Annotated in this window: 12 protein-coding genes; 7 read left to right on the top strand and 5 right to left on the bottom strand. The window is 66.4% G+C overall.

Annotated features, from left to right (window positions below; all coding sequences use genetic code 11):
* Positions 1-72 precede the first annotated feature (72 nt).
* The 3 genes from BLV94_RS00835 to BLV94_RS00825 all read right to left on the bottom strand — a co-directional run bounded on the left by BLV94_RS00835 (position 73) and on the right by BLV94_RS00825 (position 1,581).
* Positions 73-420, bottom strand: coding sequence for a hypothetical protein (locus BLV94_RS00835; RefSeq protein ID WP_072948814.1), 348 nt, complete (start codon positions 418-420; stop codon positions 73-75).
* 73 nt (positions 421-493) lie between these two features.
* A complete protein-coding gene (locus tag BLV94_RS00830) occupies positions 494-883 on the bottom strand; it encodes an Rv1352/Rv1906c domain-containing protein (RefSeq protein ID WP_072948812.1) in 390 nt (129 codons plus the stop codon).
* Positions 884-999: 116 nt separating this feature from the next.
* Positions 1,000-1,581 (bottom strand): Rv1352/Rv1906c domain-containing protein, encoded by a 582-nt coding sequence (locus tag BLV94_RS00825; protein WP_143051286.1) that lies wholly within the window; start codon positions 1,579-1,581, stop codon positions 1,000-1,002.
* Positions 1,582-1,844: 263 nt separating this feature from the next.
* Between BLV94_RS00825 and BLV94_RS00820 the strand changes: the two genes are divergently transcribed.
* The 5 genes from BLV94_RS00820 (at position 1,845) to BLV94_RS00800 (ending at position 19,101) form a co-directional block, all read left to right on the top strand.
* Complete coding sequence (locus BLV94_RS00820; RefSeq protein WP_072948808.1) at positions 1,845-2,201, top strand: DUF732 domain-containing protein; 357 nt, start codon at positions 1,845-1,847, stop codon at positions 2,199-2,201.
* 724 nt (positions 2,202-2,925) lie between these two features.
* A complete protein-coding gene (locus BLV94_RS00815) occupies positions 2,926-5,748 on the top strand; it encodes a helicase-related protein (protein ID WP_341866445.1) in 2,823 nt (940 codons plus the stop codon).
* Positions 5,745-10,472 (top strand): DNA methyltransferase, encoded by a 4,728-nt coding sequence (locus BLV94_RS00810; protein WP_072948807.1) that lies wholly within the window; start codon positions 5,745-5,747, stop codon positions 10,470-10,472. The genes BLV94_RS00815 and BLV94_RS00810 overlap by 4 nt, the downstream gene beginning before the upstream one ends.
* A 3-nt stretch (positions 10,473-10,475) precedes the next feature.
* Positions 10,476-16,859 (top strand): DEAD/DEAH box helicase, encoded by a 6,384-nt coding sequence (locus BLV94_RS00805; protein ID WP_072948805.1) that lies wholly within the window; start codon positions 10,476-10,478, stop codon positions 16,857-16,859.
* Position 16,860: 1 nt separating this feature from the next.
* Complete coding sequence (locus BLV94_RS00800) at positions 16,861-19,101, top strand: 3'-5' exonuclease (RefSeq protein WP_072948804.1); 2,241 nt, start codon at positions 16,861-16,863, stop codon at positions 19,099-19,101.
* A gap of 132 nt (positions 19,102-19,233) precedes the next feature.
* On the opposite strand, the gene BLV94_RS50165 is transcribed toward BLV94_RS00800, so the two are convergent.
* Positions 19,234-19,569 carry a hypothetical protein gene (locus tag BLV94_RS50165; protein WP_244163401.1) on the bottom strand — a complete coding sequence of 112 codons (336 nt, stop codon included), beginning with the start codon at positions 19,567-19,569 and terminating at the stop codon, positions 19,234-19,236.
* 30 nt (positions 19,570-19,599) lie between these two features.
* Between BLV94_RS50165 and BLV94_RS00795 the strand changes: the two genes are divergently transcribed.
* On the top strand, positions 19,600-20,559 hold the full coding sequence (locus BLV94_RS00795; RefSeq protein WP_244163400.1) for a hypothetical protein: 960 nt from the start codon (positions 19,600-19,602) through the stop codon (positions 20,557-20,559).
* An 84-nt stretch (positions 20,560-20,643) separates the two neighbouring features.
* Positions 20,644-21,027 carry a hypothetical protein gene (locus BLV94_RS00790; protein WP_072948848.1) on the top strand — a complete coding sequence of 128 codons (384 nt, stop codon included), beginning with the start codon at positions 20,644-20,646 and terminating at the stop codon, positions 21,025-21,027.
* 434 nt (positions 21,028-21,461) lie between these two features.
* Here the strand turns inward: BLV94_RS00790 and BLV94_RS00780 are convergent, their stop codons facing one another.
* A complete protein-coding gene (locus BLV94_RS00780; protein ID WP_371851609.1) occupies positions 21,462-21,833 on the bottom strand; it encodes a recombinase family protein in 372 nt (123 codons plus the stop codon).
* Between the last annotated feature and the right edge of the window lie 122 nt (positions 21,834-21,955).

Raw genomic sequence — 21,955 nt, 5'->3', positions numbered from 1 at the left:
GACCACTGGTCTCCGCGACCCCGCTCGTGGAGTCGCGTTTGCCGGCGGTCGTCGCGCCTCGACAGCAACCGGTCACAGGGGGCCCTGCGGGTTCTGCGGATATCCGTAGATTCCATAGGGATCACCGGCGAGGAATGCCTGGTTCTGCATGTCGGCGCGGGCCGCGATCCGCGCCCGTTCCTGCTCGGCCAGCGCTTGCCGGTGCTGCCATTTCCGGAACGCCTTCACTCCGATCCAGATGGCGAGCACCATCAGCACCACCCACCAGAACTTGATCAGCAATCCGATCGCGAACAGGACGGCGATGCCGGTCAGGATCGGATGACTGGTGCGGCGCGGCGACCGCCGATACCCCTGGTGGATGTTGTTCTGAATGATGTTGATCTGCCCGTGGTTCGGGCCGAAGTACATGTTCCCCATGACGCTCTCTTCTCTGGAGGAAAGACGGAACGCCGCCGCCCCGGCACCGGAAGGTCGGGGCGGCGGGTGGTGGTCACGAGCCGAACGGTGACCAGGGCACAGACGCCGGAGCCGGAGCCGGAGCAGCCGGAGCCGGAGCTGACTGCCGCACCCAGGTGCCGCACCCGTCGGTGCTGAAGCCGACGTCACTGGACTTGATCGTCACGGCGGCCGGTCCGTCCTCGATGAAGTCATTCGCGATGAGTTCGTCGAAATCGCCGCTGAGTCCGGACTGCCGCTCCCAATAGCAGTAGTCCCCACCGCCGCCGGTGTAATACGTCCCCGGTTCGATGTCGATGCCGACACGGTAGACGCCGTCCCCGTCGATCACGGCGGCCGGCGCTGCCCAGGCAGCATTGGCCCCGGCAAGGAGGAGGCCGCCAACAGCGAGCGCCGCAACAGTGGTGTTCACGAGGTTCCGCATTCATTACTCCTGGAGTTCAAGTGTTGACGGGTCTTCCCGTCCGGAAAGTCCGTGCTCGCAGGTGAGCCGGACAGAATGACAGAAGGGTCCGACAAAGATGCTCGGATCGATCCTGGTCAGCTCATCCGCTGCCAGCTGCCGCAGCGTTTGGTGGTGAACGCGACGTCGGAGGCCGCGATCGTGACGATCGCCTGACCGCTTTCGTTTCCGTTCGCGAGAATGTCGTCGAAGTCGCCGGATGTGCCACTGGAGCGTTGCCAGTAGCACCCGCTCCCGCCCGATGTCTGATAGGTGCCCGGCTCGATGTCCTTACCCACCAGGTAGATCCCGTCCTTGGTGATCTTCGACCGTGCCGCTGCCTGCTCCTTGGGCAGCAGAGCCTGCTCACGCCGTCCCAGATCGGCGGAGATTTTGTCGAGTTCGGCCTGCCGGGTATCGAGCCCGTCGGATCGCAGCGACAGGGAGTCCTCCTTCTGCGCGGTATCGGTGTCGCGCTGCGCCACCTCGGCCTCACGCTGCTCGAGTGCCGCCGTCCGCTCGGCAAGGACGTCTCGCTCGGTGGCCTTGGCCACTGCGGTACCGAGCGCGGCGCCGACGACTACCGCCACCACCACGGCGGTGATCCACCGCCACCTCTTCGGTGTAGCAGGGGAGGCGGTCGGGTCCTGCTCCGGAACCGGCAGGTTCATGTCATTCATCGTTCATCCTCAGTGCTCTGTCGAGACTGCGAGCCTGACGGCCCGTTCGTCGCCCCAATGAGGAGCCGCACAGCATGACAGAACCCACTGACAAGTTCCGGCCAGCGGTGACCACGAGAACAAGTTGATCGAACTTCAGGACGAAGTTCGTTCACCATCAGGCTTCCTCGACTCACGCGTGTCGGTGCCATGGCCTAACGTCTGCCGGCTGTCGCCAATACAGCCCCGATCCTCGGGCGAGACGACATTCGAAATGAGTACCGATGCCCCGTATCACCCTGCTCGTGTGTGCGGCCATGGCGCTGTGCGCCGCAGCGAGCACCACGCGACCGGACACCGAACAGCCGGCCCCTCCCGCCGCTGCCACTCCGACGACGACCCCTGGGCCGCACCAGCACTTCACCGCCGCTCTGGCTACGTTTGGTCTGCGGTTCGAAGATCATTCATCGGCAGTCGAGGTAGGGCTGGCGACGTGCGACGCGCTCGATCGGAACGTAACCCCGTCCCAGATCGCCGAACTGCTCACACAATCCTTACCGATCACACCCACAGAAGCGGAACTGTTGATCCTCACCGCGGTCGACGAACTCTGTACCGACGACTTGACCGGCGAAAAGTAGCCGCGGCCAGAGCAGGTTGCGAGAGTTCACTACCTCCCTGGTTGGCTTTCCTGGGCGCACTTCTGGTTCGATGCCAAGGGAGGAGTTGACCTGGTGAGGATCCAGAGCCCGAGAGCGCTCCGCGTTACGGCCCGGTTCTCTTGGCTCGGGTGTCGTCTATTCGATATCCGATTTCGTCGCCATGGCCGCTGACTGAATGACCAGCACGTGGCGGGTGAGGGGTTCGCGGTGATGCGACCGCCGGGGGTGAGCTCGACGGCGCGGAGGCGCTCGCACCCCGACGACTTGCCTATCTGCTCACCCCGACGGCAATGCTCGGCTTCCTTGTGCCGGTGCTCTTCGACGGCACGAATAGACGTGGGGTTGATATCTGAACCCGACCGCTTTTATAGCTTGGCTGTTTCGCTATTATTTGCTAGCCGGTTGCAGCGCATGGACATGCGCAGGTTGGCTGATGTCGCCCGAGTAGCGCGGTGATAACCTCACGGCTCAGCGAATGGTTACGCGTACAGGGCGGTGTGGTGGACAAATTGGTGGAACGCAGTCGGCCCGGGGCGAACCAGGCGCAGTGTGTGGCCGTTAGTGGGTTTCCGGCTCCTGACAGGAAGCGCGTGCGGCGACGATGACCTCCGAATTGTGTTCTACCGGTACACGGAATCCCTCGCCCGCAAGGACATTCACTGCCGCTCCCGGCTCGATCGTGATCGTCCGCGACGAGGACTGGTTGGTCACCAAGGTTGAGGCGACGCTGGACGGCTTCTTCGTGCATGTCACGGGCCTGTCGGAGCTGGTCCGTGACACCGAGGCGGTGTTCTCGACCGCGATCGACGAGGTCGTCGAGTCCGATCCGACGAAGGTGTCGGTGGTCGCCGACACCTCTGATCAGTTCCGGCGGTCCCGGATGTGGCTTGAGTCGATGCTCCGCAAGACGCCGGTCGCGGTCGCCGACCCGGGTCTGACCACCGCGCATCGTGGCCTCGCGAACCACCTCGAGTACCAGTTGAAGGCCGTCCGCATGGCCCTCGACCCCGACAAGCTTCGCCCTCGAATCCTGCTCGCCGACGCCGTCGGCCTCGGCAAGACCCTTGAGATCGGCATGATCCTGTCCGAGCTGGTGCGTCGGGGCAGGGGCGAACGCATCCTGATCGTGACGCCGAAGCACGTGCTCGAACAGATGCAGATGGAACTGTGGACGCGGTTCGCACTGCCGTTCGTCCGCCTCGATTCGACCGGTATCCAGCGGATCCGGCAGGTGCTGCCCGGCAACCGCAATCCGTTCACCTACTACAAGCGGGTCATCATCTCGATCGACACGCTCAAGAGTGACCGCTACGTCGCCAGCCTGCGCAAACACACCTGGGATGCGGTGGTGATCGACGAGTCGCACAACGTCACCAACCCCGCATCGCAGAACAGTCGGCTTGCCCGGTTGCTGGCGGCGAAGACGGATGCGCTGATCCTTGCCTCCGCCACCCCGCACAACGGCCGCGCGGAATCGTTCGCCGAGTTGGTCCGCATGCTCGATCCGAGCGCGGTGAGTCCCACCGGCGAGCTGGACCTCGACGAGGTCGCCAAGCTGGTCATCCGCCGCCACCGCCACCACCCGGACGTCGCCGGCGAGGTGGGATCGGACTGGGCCGAGCGGCAGCCGCCCCGCAACATCACCGTCCCGGCGTCGCCGCTCGAGGACGAGGTCGCCCGCGAACTCGAGCAGGTGTGGTTGTGGCCGGAGTCGGGCACCTCGCCTTTTTCCGGGAAGAACGCCTCGCTGTTCCCGTGGGTGCTCGCGAAGGCCTACCTCTCCTCCCCGGCGGCGCTGGCCGAATCGGTCCGTGAACGCCGCCGGCGCCTGGACGAGGACAACCCGGCCACCACAATCGAGCGCGACGCGCTCGACCGACTCGACGACCTCGCCGTCCGGGCCCGCGACGCCGGCTCGGCCAAATACGATGCCCTGCGCGAGCACCTCGCCGAGATCGGCGTCTCCCGTACCGGCACCCGCCGCGTGGTGATCTTCGCCGAGCGGGTCGCCACTCTGAACTGGCTCGCCGACGCCCTCGCGAAGGACCTGAAGCTCACCACCACGCGCGGCAAAGAACTCGGCCAGGTAACGGTCCTGCACGGCGGCCTGTCCGACACCGAGCAGCAGAACATCGTGGAATCGTTCAAGCTCGAGTCGTCACCGATCCGGGTACTCGTCACCGGCGATGTCGCCTCCGAGGGCGTGAACCTGCACTCGCAGTGCCACCATCTGGTGCATTACGACATCCCCTGGAGCCTCATCCGCATCGAGCAGCGCAACGGCCGCATCGACCGCTACGGCCAGCGTCACCGGCCCGAGATCACCACACTGCTGCTCACCCCGTCCACCGAGCGGTTCGGCGGCGACATCCGGGTGCTCACCAAACTCGTCGAACGTGAGCACGAGGCGCACACCGCGCTCGGCGACTCGGCCTCGCTGATCGGCACCTACGACGTGAAAGCCGAGGAGGAGGCCATCCGCGAGGTCCTCGCCGGCAACAAGCAACTGGACAACGTCGTCAAGACCGTCGAACAGGTCGGTACCGGCGGCGGCCTCGACGCGCTGTTCGCCGACCTCGCCACCGGCCAGATCACCCAGGACGTCCCCGAACCCGTGGGCAGCACCCCGGACCAGTCCGGAACCGGCGTGTATTCAACCGAATTCGCCTTCCTCTCCGACGCGCTCACCGAGTTCATCAAGACACCCGAGAAGGCACCGCCGAACGGCGTGAGTTGGACGGTGCACAAGCGGCAGTCGATCGCCGCCCTCACCCCGCCGCGCGATTTGGCGCAGCGGCTCGAGGTACTGCCGCAGTCGTACCTGCGCGACCGCAAGGTCATCGAGACGTTCAAGCTCGCCTACACCACCCTGCGCGGTGAGGAGGAGCTGCGGCAGGCCCGGGCCGGGGAGTCGACCTCCACCTGGCCGGAAGCGCACTATCTGGCGCCGCTGCACCCGATCATCGACTGGGCGGCCGACCGATCACTCGCCGAACTGGGCCGCGACCAGATCTTCGCGGTCCGCGGGGACATCGCCTTCCCGACCGTGCTGGTGCAGGTCACGCACACCAACGTGCGCGGCCAGGTGGTTGCCGCGTCCTACTACACCGTCGCCTTCCCCGACCCCACCGCACCGTCCGGGCTTGCCCGGCCGCACGCGAGTGCACCGGATGCCGTGGCAGCGTTGGCCTTATCGGTAGTCAACGCCGGTGACCTGACCGGTGCCGAGTCGCTGCAGCCGCTGGCCGCCGCGGCCGTGCGCGCTGCCGATTCGGCGGCCGACCAGCAGGCGACCGCGATCCGCCAGGAAACCGCGCAGCGAGTGGACGACTGGATCGGGCGGTCGCGAAAATGGAAGCAGGAGGCGGACGCGCTCGTTCAACGCGCCGACCTCAAGCGGCGCACCGCCCGGATCTCGGAGGAAGAGACCCTCGCGCAGGCGATGAATCCCGACCGGCGCCTGACTCGGCCACTGATCGTGGTGGTTCCGCAGGACTTTACGCCGACGGCACAGGAGACACGATGACCACGTCGGATGCCCTCGTTCTCGGCGAGGATTTCATCAGCGAGCACTACTTCGGTACCGACGCGAAATCGCAGTCGTTCCAGGCGAAGGTGCTCGAACGCCGCAAGCAGTGGGACACCGCCAAGGACGACGGGGGCGCGACGCCACGCACCCGCTACACCGAGCACCGAAACGCGTTGACCCGCACCTTCAACGGCCTTTCCGAGGCGGCCGACGAGACTCTGCTCGGCGAGCTCTACCTACAGCTGCGGGCGATCCTCGGTTTCGACTCGTCACTGCGGTGGGAGTCCGAACGTCTGGGCGGCTCAGACACCGAACCCGGCCCGGTGCTCGCGTTCCGCAGCCGCGGACTTACCGGTCCGGCTCCGCTGGTGATCATCGAGGCGCGCGCCAACCTGACGATCGACGACCTCCTCGGCAAGACCGAGAAGACGCTGCTCCGCGAATTTAACACCGACGACGAGACGATCAACTCGACCGCGTCGTTGCTGTCGCGACTGTTCGTCGCCGAGGACGGGCCCCAATTCGCGCTGGTCCTCGCCGGCGGTCTCGCACTCCTCACCGAACGCGAGCGTTGGCTCGAAGGCCGCTACCTCGCCGTCGACCTGCAACTGGTCGGCGAACGCAACGACGACAAACGCGGCGCCGAGATCGACCGCGCCCTGACCTGTCTCGCGGCCGAGTCGCTGGCCCCCGACGCCGAGGGCACCATCTGGTGGAGCCAGGTGATCGACGAGTCGATCAAACACACCGTCGGGGTCTCGCAGGATCTGCGCGAGGGTGTGCGGCTGTCCATCGAGATCATCGCCAACGAGGTGGTCACCCGCCGACGCGAACTCGGCCTCGATCCACTGCCGGCCGGGCAGGCACAGCCGTTGGCCCGCCAGTCACTGCGGTTCCTGTACCGCATCCTGTTCCTGCTCTACGCCGAGGCCTCCCCGGAGCTCGCCGTGGTCCCGGTCGGCGTCGACGCCTACGAGCGCGGCTACAGCCTCGACCGCCTGCGTGAGCTGACGCTCGTCGAACTGGCCAGCCCGAAAGCACGATCCGGTACTCACCTGTTCGGTTCGCTCGCCGCGCTGTTCGAACTCGTCGACCGCGGGCACGACGGCGGCGACCTGGACGACACCGATGACACCGACCCCACCGCCGAGTTCGACCCGGACGACGAGAACGAGCAGGTTGGGCTCGCCGGACTCACGTTCCGGTCGCTGAGAGCCGACCTGTTCCTGCCCGCTGCGACCGCCCTGATCGACGAGGTGAAGCTGGGCAACGCCGCGTTGCAGCAGGTACTGCGGTATCTGCTGCTGAGCAAGGAGGCCAAGGGCCGCGACCGCGGGTTCATCTCCTACGCGCAGCTCGGTATTAACCAGCTCGGCGCGGTGTACGAGGGCCTGATGAGCTACACCGGCTTCTTCGCCGAGGACGACCTGTACGAGGTCGCCAAGAACGGTGACTCGTCGAAGGGCTCCTGGGTGGTGCCGCACGACCGCATCGAGGGTATCGCGAAGACCGACCTCGTCCGTGAGCCCGATGAGATCACCGGTGAATCCAAGCCGGTCATCCACCGACGCGGCACCTTCGTGTTCCGGCTCGCCGGCCGTGAACGCCAGCAGTCAGCGTCGTACTACTCGCCGGAGGTGCTCACACGGTTCGTGGTGGGGCAGGCGATGGAGGAGCTGCTCGATCAGGACGGCACCCGTACCCCCGCCCGCGACATCCTCGACCTGACGGTATGCGAGCCGGCGCTCGGTTCGGGGGCGTTCGCGATCGAGGCGGTCCAGCAACTCGCCGAGCAGTACCTCACTCGTGCGCAGCAGGAACGTGGCGAGCGGATTAAGCCGGACAACTACGCGGCCGAACTACAGCGGGTGAAGGCGTACATCGCGCTGCACCAGGTGTACGGCGTGGACCTCAACGCCACCGCAGTCGAGTTCGCCGAAATCTCGCTCTGGTTGGCCACAATGGGCAAGGGCCTGTCCGCGCCGTGGTTCGGACTCCATCTGAAGCGCGGCAACTCCCTAGTCGGCGCGCGGCGCGCGGTGCTGCCCTCGGCGTCCGTGAAAACCGCGGGCTGGATCACCGCGACACCGGTCGACAAGCCGATCTCCGGGCTGGGCGAGGACTTGAAAGGGGCGGTGCATCACTTCCTGCTCCCCGCCGACGGCTGGGGCGCGACTGTCGATGCCAAGGAAGCCAAGGAACTCGCTCCGGAAGCGCTGGCGCTGCTTAAGGAATGGCGAAAGACGCTGCGGTCCAAGCTCACCGCGAAGCAGGTAACCGCGCTGTCCGAATTGGCGCGGCGCGCCGACCGCCTGTGGGAATTCGCGCTGCGGAGGCTCGAGATCGCCGAATCGGAAATCCGGCGCGACATTCGGGTGTGGGGCGCCGACGGTCTACCTGTCGGCGGGAAGGTCAGCCGGGAGGAGATTCAGAGCAAGCTCGCCGATCCGCGCGGTGCCTACCAACGGTTGCGGCGGGTGATGGACGCCTGGTGCGCGCTGTGGTTCTGGCCGCTCACCGACGAAACCGCCACCGTGGAAGGCGAACTCGTGAAGCCGCCGAGCATCGACGAGTGGATCGACGCGCTGCAGCAGTTGCTCGGACTCGACCTCAAGGTGAGCCGGAAGGACCAGCAGCAGCACAGCCTCGCCGATATTTCTGAGTGGGGCGAGCTTGGCAAGGCCGAGGACATCGACCTCTCGTTCGCGCAGGCGAAGGACCCCGAGGTGATTCTCTCCGCGCATCCGTGGCTGGTGGTGTGTGAACGGTTGGCGGGGCGGTACGGGTTCTTCCATTGGGAACTCGACTTCGCGCCGGTGTTTGCGCGCGGTGGGTTTGACCTGCAGGTGGGGAATCCGCCGTGGGTGCGGCCGGATTTCGATGAGAACGCAGTCCTTGCTGAGTTCAACGTCGCTTTTGCGCTCGAAACGAAGATCACAACGGCACAGGCAAGAGAAGATAAGCTACGGACATTGAGCTTGTCTTTCGCGCGGCACTTTTACCTGGAGGAGCTCGGCTCGACCGTGGCGATTCGCGCCTTCGTCTCCTCACCGCCGACTTACCCTCACCTGGAAGGTCTTCGTCCCGACCTCTACCGCTGCTTCATGGAGCAGACCTGGCGACACCTATCTCCACAAGGAGTTGTATCGCTCATCCATCCCGAAACGCATTTCACCGACGAGAAGGCCGGCGTTCTGCGGGAGGCAACCTACACCAGACTTCGGCGGCACTGGCAGTTCATCAACGAACTACAGTTTTTCGAAGTTCACCATCTGGTGGCCTACGGTATTCACGTGTACGGAGCACCGCGTGAACCTCAATTCATGAGCGCTGCTTCGCTGTACCACCCCGACACGGTCGTGCGTTCACTCCTGCACGACGGTTCAGGAGCAGAGCCAGGACTGAAAGACGATGCAGGAGCCTGGGATCTACGCCCTCACGCGGCACGAATTGTCAATGTCACAGACGAGGTTCTTGAGTCATGGAAGGACGCGCTTGAGAGCGCTGATCTCCCGGTACGGCGGACTCGAATGGTCTATACCGTTAATCGTTCAGCCGCGATTGTTTTTGCTAAAATTTCGGATCTTAGTCGAGTCGGCGCAATGAACCCTCAATTCTCGCTCGGCTGGGACGAAGGAGCGGACTTCAAAAAGGGATATTTCGCACGCGAATGGGGCGCGTCACGCGCCTGGGATCAGGTTATTCTTCAAGGTCCGCATGTGCACGTTTCGACACCATTCTACAAATCACCCAATGAGACCATGCGTCACAATTTGGACTGGTCCGCAATTGATATCGAAGCGATCAGCGATGACTTGATCCCAGCAACCTCGTTTAAACGCTCTGCCCCTCTCCAACGCTACGACCACGCTTACGACTCGTGGCTTGTCGAAAACCCCGGCGCTGGCGCGACGAGGGAATATGCCCGCGACCATTTCCGCATTGCATGGCGAGCAATGGCCGCCAATACCGGTGAACGAACACTTATTCCGGCGCTCATTCCTCGCGGTGCTGCGCACGTGGATGGGTTGATGAGCCTCGCCCTTCCGTCGCATGAGTTATCAGAAACGGCAGCGCTAGAAGCCGTCCTCAGTTCTCTTATCATCGATTTCTTGGTGCGCGCCGCGCCCAAGAAGCACATCCGTTCGCACGCAATTTCACGCCTTCCGAGCGTTGACGAGTCACGCATGAAAGGCGAGCTGGTGCTCCGTGCACTCCGCCTGAACTGCATGACCACCGCCTACGCCGACCTCTGGCGCGAATGCTTCGACCCCGCAATGCAATCCGACTCCTGGACCGGCGGATTTGCCCACACCCGCCGCCGCCCCTTCGGCGAAGTCGGACCGAAATGGACCCGCGAAACTCCACTCCGCATCGCCGCCGATCGCCGTCAGGCGTTGGTGGAGATCGACGCCCTCGTTGCCCTCGGCCTCGGCCTGACTGCGGACGAGTTGTGCACGGTGTACCGCACCCAATTTCCGGTGCTGTACGGCTACGACCGCAAGACCTACCTGTACGACAGCTCCGGTCGCCTCGTCCCGAATGAAGTACTCACCAAGTGGCGCACCAAGGGCGACAGGCTTTCCGAGGACGAACGCATCGCCACCAACCCGGCCGGGAACACCTACACCTACGAGCTGCCGTTCCGGTTCCTCGACCGAGAGGCTGATATGCGTGAGGCGTACGCGGAGTTCGAGCGGCGCCTCGGCGCGGAGCAGTAGCGCATGTCGGAGCTGCTGCCGCTCGCGCAGGCCGAGTCGATCAAGCACAGTCTGCTCGACTACCTCGGCACGACGTTCGCGCTCGCCGACCCCGATGCGCGGCGGGTGCTCGACGAGTTCCTGCAGCATCCCAACACGGGGATGTTCCGCGGTCCGTATGTGCGGCTGCGGCTGCCGTTCCGCCCCGCCGGAGAGGGCTGGCGCGATAGCCTCGAATGGTACGAGGGCTTCACCCCGTACGGGCATCAGGCGGTGGCGTTCGAGCGGCTCTCGAGCTACCGTTTGTCCGACGAGCGGCCCCGGCCGCTGCCCACGCTGGTCACCACCGGTACCGGGTCCGGCAAGACGGAGGCGTTTCTGTACCCGATCCTCGATCACGTGCAGCGCGCCAAGCGTTGCGGCGTGACCGGGACGAAGGCGATCATTCTCTACCCGATGAATGCGCTCGCCAACGATCAGGCGTCCCGGCTCACCGCCCTACTCACGGAGCGCGCCGCACTCGCTGGCATCACTGCGGCCCTGTACACCGGTGAGGTGGGGGAGAAACGCACCCGGGTGACTGCGGACGGGTTGATCACTGATCGCGACGTGATCCGTGACCTCGCCCCGGACATCCTGCTTACCAACTACAAGATGCTCGATCAGCTGCTGCTGCGGACCGCCGATGCCGACCTGTGGCGGCAGAGCGCGCACAGCCTGCAGTACCTGGTGCTCGACGAGTTCCATACCTATGACGGAGCGCAGGGCACCGACGTTTCCATGCTGTTGCGTCGCCTCGGCCTCACCCTGAAAAGCCATTGGGCCGCTGACGATCCGGCGATCACGGCCGAGGATCGGGGGCGCCCGCTCGGGCGCATCACCCCCGTCGCGACGTCCGCCACCCTGGGCGACGGCGGGGACCCGGCCGCAATGCTCACGTTCGCGCGCACCGTTTTCGGTGAGGAGTTCCCGACCGATTCGGTCGTCACCGAGTCGCGCCTGTCCATTGACGACTGGGTTGGCGAGGCGCCCACGAGCGAATCGGTCGCTGGGTGGCGGGCCGCCAGCCTAGACCCCGCGCGGATCACTGACCTCGCCGCTGCGACGACCGGGCAGGACGACCCTCGGGCGCTCACGCTCGCGGTGTTGCGCGGACTCTACGACGGCGGTGACGCCGCGGCGCTCGCCGCCGCTGTCGCCGGCGACGGTCCGCTCGTGCTTGATCTCGTCAAGACCCACCCGGTGTTCCACCGGCTGGTCGCCCTCACTCGCGATGCCGTCCACCTCGACGACCTCGCGCCAGCACTGTTCCCGGGCGACACCGCGCGCGAGGTGCGTGCGGCGGTGCTGCGCACCGTCACCTCCGCCCTGGTGGGCGTGCTCAGCCATGTGCGGGCCCGGCACGGTCGCGCGGCCGCGTCGGTCGACGTGCACCTGTGGACGCGGGAACTCACCCGCCTCGACCGGGCCGCGTCGGGCGCGCCTTTGTTCGTGTGGGGCGACGACGGCCTGCGCGTCGACGGGGTGGACCCCGACCTGCCGACCGAGCCGTTCCTGCCCGCCGTGTATTGCCGGCACTGCAACCGCTCCGGATGGGGCATCGCCCTGGCGCCCACTGGGTCCGACCTCGACGCCGACGACACCACCATCCGGCGCCGGGCACTGCGCAACGACGACCGATTCCGTGCGCTCATGCACGCCCCCGGCGAAGCCGCCGAACTCGAGGCGAAACTGGCCGAGGGCGCGACCGACCGGTCCGAGGATGAACCGTCGGGCTTGGCGTGGCTGCTCGTCGACGAACGCCGGCTCACCTACAAACCCCCTGGCGAGGCGATCTTGGCCGAGGGCCGCGCGCTCCCGGTGCTGGTGCACCGTTCCGACTCGGCCGGATCGGATTCGGTGAAAGACGTCTGCCCCGCATGCCGGCAGCCCGAAGGCATCCGCTTCCTCGGCTCCGCGATCGCGACCATGCTGTCGGTGTCGTTGTCCACCCTGTTCGGCAGCCCCGATCTCGACGCGCGGGAGAAGCGGGCGCTGGTGTTCACCGACAGCGTGCAGGACGCCGCGCACCGCGCCGGCTTCGTGCAGGCCCGCTCGCACGCCCTGACCCTGCGCACGTTGCTGCGCCAGGCCCTCGCCGACGGCGAGTCCGACCTCGACTCGCTCGTGCACCGCGTCATCGACCTCGCTGGCGACGATCCGGGTGCCCGCTACCGGGTGCTGCCACCCGAACTGGCCGACCGGGACGCGTTCCGCGAGTTCTGGAAACGGCCGTCGCTGGCGCGGGTGCCGTCGAAGGTACGCACCAATGTGCGACGCCGGCTGCTGCTGGACATTCAGCTCGAACTCGGACTGCGGTCCGGCGTCGGCCGCACCCTCGAACGCACCGGCACCGCGGTCACCCGCCTCGATATCGCGCCGACCGTGCTGCTCGCCTGCGCCCGCGAGGCGGTCGACTCGCCCGATGTGCAGCAGGGCCTGTTCGGCCCCGTTGACGATGCCCGCCTCCTCGCGTGGGTCCGCGGCGTGCTCGAACGCATGCGCAGTCGGGGCGCGATCGAGCACGAGTGGTTCGCGACGTTCCGCCAGGAGGACGGCAACCGGTGGTGGATCACCGGCGGACGGCGTCGTGGCCAGGGCATGCCGGGTTTCGGCAGGGGGAACTCGGCACCCGGCTATCCCGTGCTCGGCGGGTCGGCACGCGACACCGACCTCGAACCCATTGCGTCGACGCGCGGCTGGTACGCCCAGTGGACCGCGAAGGCGCTCGGTGTGGGCCGCCAGGAGGGCGCGGTGCTGGCGCGGCTGCTGTTCACCCGGCTGCGCCGCCGCGACGTCATCGGCGACACCACCTCCACCAGCGGTGCGCAGACCTTCCACCTGCCGGCGAGTGCCATCGTGGTGCGCCCGGTCGCCGACACGGAACTCGCGTCGGGCGCCATCGCCCTGGCCTGCACGATCTGCCGCGACGTCCTGCACGGCGCCCCGGAGGCCCTTCGCGACCTGCGCGATGCTCCGTGCCTGGTCGACCGGTGCGACGGCACCCTGCGGCCGCACCAGCTCGAGGACAACTTCTACCGGCAGATGTACGCGGCCACCGACATCCGCCGCGTGGTGGCCCGCGAGCACACCAGCCTGCTGCCCGACGACGTGCGCCTCGAGTACGAAACCCAGTTCAAGCAGCCCACCCCGCCGCCCAACGCGCCGAACGTGCTGGTCGCCACCCCGACGCTGGAGATGGGCATCGACATCGGCGACCTGTCCGCCGTGTTGCTGTCGTCGCTGCCGCGCTCGGTCGCGTCCTACCTGCAACGCGTCGGGCGTGCCGGCCGACTCACCGGCAATGCGCTCGCGCTGGCGTACGTCACCGCCCGCGGTGACCAGCTGCCGCGTTTCACCCGGCCTGAGGCCACCATCAACGGTGCGGTCCGCCCGCCGGCCACCTACCTCGACGCCGAGGAGATCCTGCGCCGCCAGTTCACCGCGTCGGTCGCGGACGTCCTCGCCCGCCGCTCAGGCGCGCCGCATCCACGAACCACAGCGGATGCGTTGCGCTCAACCGGAAGCCGAACGTATCTGGGTGCGCTGATCGCCGAGGCCGAAGGCCGAGCCACCGACCTCGTAGGGGAGTTCCTCGCCGGATTCCCCGCACTCGATGCCGATGTCGCGGCCCGTCTGCGTGCCTTCCCGCAACCGTTGACCGGTCCCGGCACCAGCGAACTCGCGGCCCGGTGTCACCGTGCGTCGGTGGAGTGGAACCGCCGCATCGAGATGCTCACGCACCGCAAGGCCGCCGTGGACAAGGCACTTCCCGACCTGCAGGACCGGGCCACCTCTCCGGCTGCGACCGAGGAGAACCGTCGCGACCTGCGGGCAGCGGAGGCCGCGAAGCGCCTGATCAACAGGCAACTCGCCGAGTTGCGGTCCGAGTACTGGGTGAGCGCACTCGAATCGTTCGGGCTGCTGCCGAACTACACCCTGCTCGACGACACCGTGACCCTGTCGGTATCGGTGAACTGGCTCAACCCGGAAAGCCAGGAGTACGAACACTCCGAGTTCGAACTGCGCCGCGGCTCGGCGCAGGCGTTGCGCGACTTCGCCCCCGGATCCACCTTCTACGCCAACGGTTTCGCCATCGCGATCGACGCGGTGGACCTCGGCGCCGACGGTGATGCCGTCACCCAGTGGGCGTGCTGCCCGGCATGCGGATACGTCAAGGAACTGTCCCCCGACCTGGCCGGGGCGGACGCGCCCACACGATGCCCGCGCTGCGGCTCGGCCGCCATCGCCGACACCAGCCAGCGCCTGCCGGTCGCCGAACTCAGGACGGTGTCGGCGATCATCCGGCGCGAGGAAGCGACGATCGACGACTCCCGCGACGAACGCAACCGGGAACGGTTCACCGTGCTCACGGCCGCCGACATCGACCCTGTGCACGTCGGGAAGCGCTGGTTCGTCGAGGGTGTGGGATTCGGCGCCAAACACCTGCGGCAGATGCAGATCCGCTGGTTGAACCTGGGCGCGGCAGCAACCGGGGGCGGAAGCCGCCTGCTCGCCGGGCAGGAGGCCGATGCCGCGCTGTTCCGGGTGTGCTCGGAGTGCGGCAAGCTCGATGCGGCCACCGGCGCCAATCGTGCGAGCGAACACCGACCGTGGTGCTCGCTGCGCACCGCGATGGAGGAGTCGACCACCTCGCTGGCACTGGCCCGCCGGCTCACCACCGAGGGTCTGGTGCTGCGCCTGCCGCCGTCGGTGACGCTGGGCGACACGTTCGCGATGCCCTCGCTCGCGGCCGCGATCCTGCTCGGCGTGCGGGAATACATCGGCGGCGACCCCGACCACCTCGAGATCACGCCCACCGTTGACCCCTCCCCGCACGGCGCCGACCATGCAGCTCTGCTGCTGCACGATGTGGTGCCGGGCGGCACCGGTTACCTCGCCGACTTCACCAAACCGGACACGGTATGGGACATGCTGCACCGCGCGTGGGAGGTGGTGAAGGACTGCAGGTGTCGCGACGACGGCAAACTCGCGTGTGAGAACTGCCTGCTGCCGTTCGCGGCCCTGCCCGACGTACCCCGGACCTCGCGGTCCGCCGCTGAACGTCACCTGGCTAACCTGTTGGCGGGCAGGGAATTCGGTCCAGCCGACGAGCCGGAGGTGCCCGAGATGATGCCGTGGTCGGTCACCGAGACCGAACCCGAGGTCACCGAGAGCGAATCCGATCTCGAGAAGCGATTCCGGGTCGAGTTCGCTAAACGGCTCGAGGCACTCGGCGCGACCATCACCGAGAAGCCCACCGACCGCGGAATTATGTGGGACATCGCGCTCGGTTCGAGCAACCGGTGGACGCTGCGACCGCAGGAGAACGTGCTCGGCAGCAAACCCGACTTCGTGCTGACCTCGGCGCGCGGCGGCGTCCCGCCGACTGCGATCTTCACCGACGGGCGGGCCTACCACGCGACCCCGGCACACAACCGCATCGCCGACGACGCCGAGAAACGCCGAAACCTGCGCGACGGCGGCTATCAGGTCATTGCCGTCACGCGTGACGACGTCGACGGTGCGGTGCTCGACACCTCCGGATTCCGCGCCAACGTCACCCCGGTCGTGTTGGGCCTGGCCGGAGACCAACTGTCCAAGAGCGCGCTCGACCTCGTCTTCGGCAACGCGATCGACCTGCTGCTGGCCTGGATTCAGCAGCCGTCACGCCACGCCCGAGGCCAGCTTGCGCATTGGTTGCCGATTCTCGGCCTTGCCAGCCTGCGGGAAGTGGGGCGCCGCGCTCACGGATCGCCCAGCGCACTCGCGCTGGCGGCACTCGACGACGGACTCGACGAGTCGCCCTCCGGGGACACGCTGGTCTGGCGCTACGGCGGATTCGCCGCCGCCATCAGACTCTCCCCCGGATCGCAGTCCTCCACCGAGGTCGCGGTGGTGCTCGACGACTCGGACACGGCGCTAACCGAGGATGCCAAAAGCGCGTGGCGGGAGTGGCTACGCTGGGCGAATCTGCTCAACTTCCGATCGCTGCCGACCGAGATCACGAGCAGGACCGCACTGTCGGAAGCACTGCCGGTGCCCGTCCCCGCACCCACGCCGGTCCCGGCGCCGGAGCCGCAGGCCCCAGCCGGGCTCACCGGTCCGTGGCTCGACGTGTACAACGAAGTCGCAGCGAGCGACCGCGAACTCGTCACCCTGCTCGCCGCCGCGGCCGCCGTGCCGGTGCCCGAGGTCGGCGAGGAGTTCCGCGGCATCCCGCTCGAGATCTCGTGGCCGGACCGCAAGGTCGTCGTCGACACCGGCATCGACGACACGGAGCGCGAGGAGTTGTCCGCCGCCGGCTGGGTACTGTGTCCGGCCGACCCCGACGCCGTTAAGGCCGCATTGCAGGAGGCAGGTGCGTAAAATGGCACAGATCATTCTCGGTCCGGGACTGTCCGGGATGGACGGGAGCCTGCACCAGGCCACCTACCGGTTTCTGGCGAAACTTGCTGCCGACGACACCGCACCGGGCCTGCACATCGAGCCGATCAACAACTCCGCCGACCCGCGGGCCCGTACCGGACGGGTGGACATCTCCAACCGGGCGGTGCTGTTCAAACTGCAGGGCAGCCAGCAAGACGCGTCCTACGTCTTCATCGGCACCTTCCAGCACGACGAGGCCATCTCCATCGCGCAGAAATCGCGGGTGAACATCAATCCGCGCAACGGTGTCGCCGAGCTGATTCCGGTGGACGAGCAGCCAGTAGCCACCACTCTGCCGGCCACCCCGCCTCCGGCGACGGAACCGCCGGCCGCTGCCGACGACGTCGAGACCAGCCTGCGGGACCGCGAGTTCACGGTCGACGATTTCACCGACCTCGGCATCGACGCCGCGTTCGCGGAAGGCGCACTCGACCTCCTCGGCAGCGACGCCGTTCTCGACTACGCCGAGCAGGCGCCCGCCACATGGCAGGCCAGCGCATTGCTCGACGTCTACACCGGCGAATCGTTGACCGCGATCCGGGAGAAGTACCAGCTCGACCAGCCAGCCGCCGCCGATGCCACCAATGACGACGACCTGCTCGCCGCGCTCAAACACCCGGCAGCGCAGATGGAGTTCGCGTTCATCGAGGACGACATCGCGCTGCGGGCCGCCATCGAGAACCCCGACTTCTCGGCATGGCGCATCTTCCTGCATCCCGAACAGCGGGCGTACACGACGCGCAGCTACAACGGCCCGTTCCGGATCTCCGGCGGCGCAGGGACCGGGAAGACGGTGGTGTTGTTGCATCGTGCCCGCGAGTTGCACCGCCGCAATCCCGAGGCGCGGATCGTGCTCACCACGTTCAACCGGACCCTCGCCGATGCACTCAAAGAGCAGCTGAGCGTCCTCGATCCGAGTATCGTGCCCGCGGCGGAGCTGGGGGAACCGGGGATCTACATAGCCGGTGTCGACGCAATCGCACACCGAGTGCTCACCTCGTACGCGACCGAACTCGGCGGCTCGGACGGTAAGCCGGGTGCCGTCGCGCAGGTGCTCGGACCCCGCACCGCGCAGGTGAGCAAACACACCCACTCCCAGGCGTGGGCGATCGCCGCGGACGAACACGGCGCCGGACTCGGACCCGAATTGTGCACCCCCTCGTTCCTCGAGTCCGAGTACGCCACCATCGTCCTGCCGAACCTGGTGACCACCCGGGAGGAGTACCTCAAGGCCCGCCGCACCGGGCGCGGTGTCTCGCTCAATCGTGCCCGCCGCAACGCGGTGTGGGACGTGATCGAGGCATACCGGGCCGCGGCCGCCGCCGACGGCACCACGGACTTCGAGGAAAAATCCGCGATCGCCGCGCAGGTCCTGCGCAACATCAACGGCCGGGGACTGGCCGATCACGTGCTGGTCGACGAGGCACAGGACCTCAGCCCGTCACGACTGATGCTCCTACGGGCACTCGCCGCGCCGGGCAAGGACGACCTGTTCATCGCGGAGGATTCGCATCAGCGCATCTACGGCCAGCCGATCGTGCTGGGCCGCTACAGCATCAACATCGTCGGCCGCGCACGCCGACTCACACTGAACTACCGCACCACTGAGCAGAACCTGCGCTACGCATTGGGCATCCTGTCCGGCGCCGAGTACACCGACCTCGTCGACGAACCCGAGAGCACGGACGCCTACCGGTCGGCCCGGCGCGGCCCGCAGCCGCGCCCCGTCGAGGCGAGTTCACTCACCGACGAATACGACATCGTCGCACACACCGTCCGTGAGTGGCTCGATGCGAAGGTGGCCCCCGAATCGATCGGTCTGCTGGTACCCACCCGCAAGGAAGGCGAATCACTACCACGCGCCCTCGGCGACCGCGGGGTCCCGGTCGCCTTCGTCGACCGGGACACCGCAGGACCGACAGGGACCCCCCAGGTGATGACCATGCACCGCGCGAAAGGCATGGAGTTCGCGAAGGTTGTCCTCGTCGGTGTCGGCGCCAAGAACATGCCGCGCACCTACTTCATCGACGCACTGCCCGAGGGTGACCGTGCCGACGCGCTACAGCGAGAACGGTCGCTGCTGTATGTCGCCGCGACACGCGCGCGAGACGAACTGGTGGTGGTCTACGCAGGCGACCCCAGCGACCTGTTGCCACAGGCCGTTTCGGGCAGGCCCGCATAAGACGCCCACCGCCACGTTCGGTTTTCGCGCGGTGGTCAAGGTGATAGTCACGACAAGGCGATGTGGACCTTGACCATCCACCCGCGACAGCCGGACAGCACGGGGAGTCCGACGGCGGCTGTACGCTGCGCATCACTCGAGTACCGAAGGAACACTCGAAGAGAACGAGAGGCATCCCCCATGGATGAACAGACGCCGGCAGGAGGTATCCACGCCGAGGGGCAATCGGAATTGACGGTAGTCGTCGAACCCGAGGGCGTCCTCGTGGCCGGAGATCCCACCGCAGTCGAGGGATACCTCAACAAACTGCGCTTCAACGCCGCCAATGCGGTCGAGGTCGCCGGGATCGACGCCCAAACTACCGCCGGCACTGCTGCGTTGGCTTCCGGTCTCGCCGCTGTCGGCGCCCAGCACGGTACCTTCGTTCGGCTTGCGCCCGACAGTGTCGAAAAACTGAGGAAGTTCCATGTCCTTCCCGGTCAGCCGGGATTCAACAGGATGACCGTCGTCGACGCCGCCGGTAAGTTCCGCGGGCAGATGCAATGGCAGAGCGCATCACTAGTGGGCACGCGCGCGCTGTCCATCCAACTCGCCATGGCGACTCTCGCTCTCCAAACTGCGATCGCGGAGACGACGACTGCCGTCGAGCGGGTCGAAGGCAAGGTCGACCAAATCCTCAACCTTGCCCAGGCCTCGATGATCGGCGACGTGATCGGGCACCACCAGGCGCTGCGCCGGACTGTGCTGATGCTCGACGAGTCAGGGCAGCTGCCGACGGCCGACTGGGATTCCCTCGCACCGCTCGGCCCCGGTCTCGAAGTTGTCGTCGAGCGTTTGAGGGCACATATCCGCAAGTCGATCGACGGATTCGATGCGAGTAGACCGGTCCAGGAGCGCGCCAGTTATCTTCAGAAGGCGGTGGAGGACAACCGACTCGGCGAGAGTCTCGAACTCTTGGTGATCGCGGAAGACTCCCTGTACCTGTGGCAGCGCCTCCGAATCGAGCGCGTGAAGCACACTGAGCCAGAACACCTCGAACTCGTCGTAGCGTCCGCCCGCAAGATGCTCGCCGACCATCTTGCCGCCGATGGTGAGCTACTCCTGCGCGGGCGGGCTGAACTCGCGCGGTACGCCGCGATCAAGCCGCTCGAGATCGTGCGATGGATGTCGAATGCACAGCTCAAACGAGATGTCCTTCAGCTGCGCCAAGATCTCGACTCGTTTGCGAAGGCCCGCCGAAGCCAAGTGCAAGGTTGGCAGGACCATGAAGATCCCACCGTCGGCGACGCGCTCACGGAACTCGGTACACGCTTCAAGTCTGTGGGTGAGACCGCACTCGAACTGGGAAGCCGTGGTCTCGATGCGGGGGCGGCCGGCCTCGGGTTCCTCGGGAAACGTTTCACCAGAGTTGCAGAAGCACGAGAGGCGTCGAAGCGTAACCCAGGTCCATGCGACTGAGCTGGGCATGATCGGCCCCGTCGGGCGTCGACGCGCCAATGAACCCGAGACCCACGGGCTGTATTCCAAATATGAGGAGAAATGATGGCGAGTAGCGGCTGGGAATACTGGCGAGTAACTCGGGTTGCCGACGATAGCTTGGAATGGTTGGCCATCACACGGCCTGGCGCGCGTGGGATCGACGCCCGCAAGGTCTGGACATTGATGCCGAACGGCTTGTGGTTCATCGCCAACTGGTATCTGACCGAGGACTACTGGCGAGAAGACACCACGAGTGTGTGGGCATTCGAGAATATCGACATCGAGGACGCCCGGCAGGTGGCCCTCGAAGTGCCGCAGCCTTCGCCAGAGGACATGACTCGCCTGACACGTCCCGAAACGAGCCTCACGTTCGATCAAATCGACCGTCACGCCACCGACAAGATTCTGGGCAAACGGGCGGCCGGCGCGATAGCTTCCCGTCGTTAATCCGTTGAACAGACCGCATCGTCCAAATCTAGTGCGTTGACCACGAACATAGCCGGGGTGGGTGACACACCGCTGAGAATCCGGCGGTATGTCCCCTTTCTGCGAACAAGACGCCCAGATCCGTTCCTGGGCGCGGAAACAACGTCGAACTATGTTTCACGCCGACCAACGCGTCCTGGGCGATCGAGGGCCCAGTTCGGGCCGTTGTGTACCTTCGTGATGGGCGATTCGAACGACCCCAACCACACCGTTCTGGCCCGACGCCTGCGGGACTACTACCTGCGCTGGCCGCAACGTCAACGCCCGCCACCCTGATGTCCTGGCAGCACAACGCCAAGAACGTGCCCCCGTCCGCAGCGAACGCCAACAACGCTGGGGCCGACCACGGGCCAGCGCAGCCGCGGCCTGACCGGTGAACGTTTATGGCCAGCGCACTAGCTCTTGTCAAGGGTGCGATACAGCGTCGATCTGGCCACTCCAAGGGTTTGTGCGATCGCGGTCATCGAGACGCCTGCGCCTTTCATCGTGCGGGCGATCGCCTTCTGCTGTCCGTCGAGCGCGGGCGGTCGGCCACCGCTGCGTCCTTGCTTCCTAGCAGCTTCCAATCCCGCAAATGTTCTTTCCCGCAGTAGGTTTCTTTCGAACTCGGCGAGCGCGGCAAAGATGGTGAAAACCAGCCTTCCTCCCGGGGTGGTGGTGTTGATTTCCTCGGTGAGCGATCTGAATCCGATGCCGCCGGATTCGAGCTGGGCGACGATCTCGAGGAGGTGCGGAAGCGAGCGGCCGAGGCGGTCGAGCCGCCACACGGTCAGGGTGTCGCCGGGGCGCAGGTGGTCGATGACGGCGGCGAGCTCCGGCCTGTCTGTCAGTCTCAGAAGTCGGCTGCACTGCATCAATACTCGACTGCACGGGGACGGGCGGGGTAGCC

The organism is Rhodococcus koreensis, from assembly GCF_900105905.1.
In the GTDB taxonomy this organism is placed as follows: Bacteria; Actinomycetota; Actinomycetes; order Mycobacteriales; family Mycobacteriaceae; genus Rhodococcus_F; species Rhodococcus_F koreensis.
Note: the sequence above shows the minus strand (reverse complement) of the source record. Positions and strands in the feature narration are given on the sequence as shown.

What these genes read in the sequence shown, in the direction of transcription:
- BLV94_RS00805 (WP_072948805.1), top strand. Translation starts at nt 10,476, where the DNA reads ATGTCGGAGCTGCTGCCGCTCGCGCAGGCCGAGTCGATCAAGCACAGT.
- BLV94_RS00830 (WP_072948812.1), bottom strand. Translation starts at nt 883, where the DNA reads ATGCGGAACCTCGTGAACACCACTGTTGCGGCGCTCGCTGTTGGCGGC.
- BLV94_RS00800 (WP_072948804.1), top strand. Translation starts at nt 16,861, where the DNA reads ATGGCACAGATCATTCTCGGTCCGGGACTGTCCGGGATGGACGGGAGC.
- BLV94_RS00790 (WP_072948848.1), top strand. Translation starts at nt 20,644, where the DNA reads ATGGCGAGTAGCGGCTGGGAATACTGGCGAGTAACTCGGGTTGCCGAC.
- BLV94_RS00835 (WP_072948814.1), bottom strand. Translation starts at nt 420, where the DNA reads ATGGGGAACATGTACTTCGGCCCGAACCACGGGCAGATCAACATCATT.
- BLV94_RS50165 (WP_244163401.1), bottom strand. Translation starts at nt 19,569, where the DNA reads ATGGAACTTCCTCAGTTTTTCGACACTGTCGGGCGCAAGCCGAACGAA.
- BLV94_RS00795 (WP_244163400.1), top strand. Translation starts at nt 19,600, where the DNA reads ATGACCGTCGTCGACGCCGCCGGTAAGTTCCGCGGGCAGATGCAATGG.
- BLV94_RS00825 (WP_143051286.1), bottom strand. Translation starts at nt 1,581, where the DNA reads ATGAATGACATGAACCTGCCGGTTCCGGAGCAGGACCCGACCGCCTCC.
- BLV94_RS00810 (WP_072948807.1), top strand. Translation starts at nt 5,745, where the DNA reads ATGACCACGTCGGATGCCCTCGTTCTCGGCGAGGATTTCATCAGCGAG.
- BLV94_RS00820 (WP_072948808.1), top strand. Translation starts at nt 1,845, where the DNA reads ATGCCCCGTATCACCCTGCTCGTGTGTGCGGCCATGGCGCTGTGCGCC.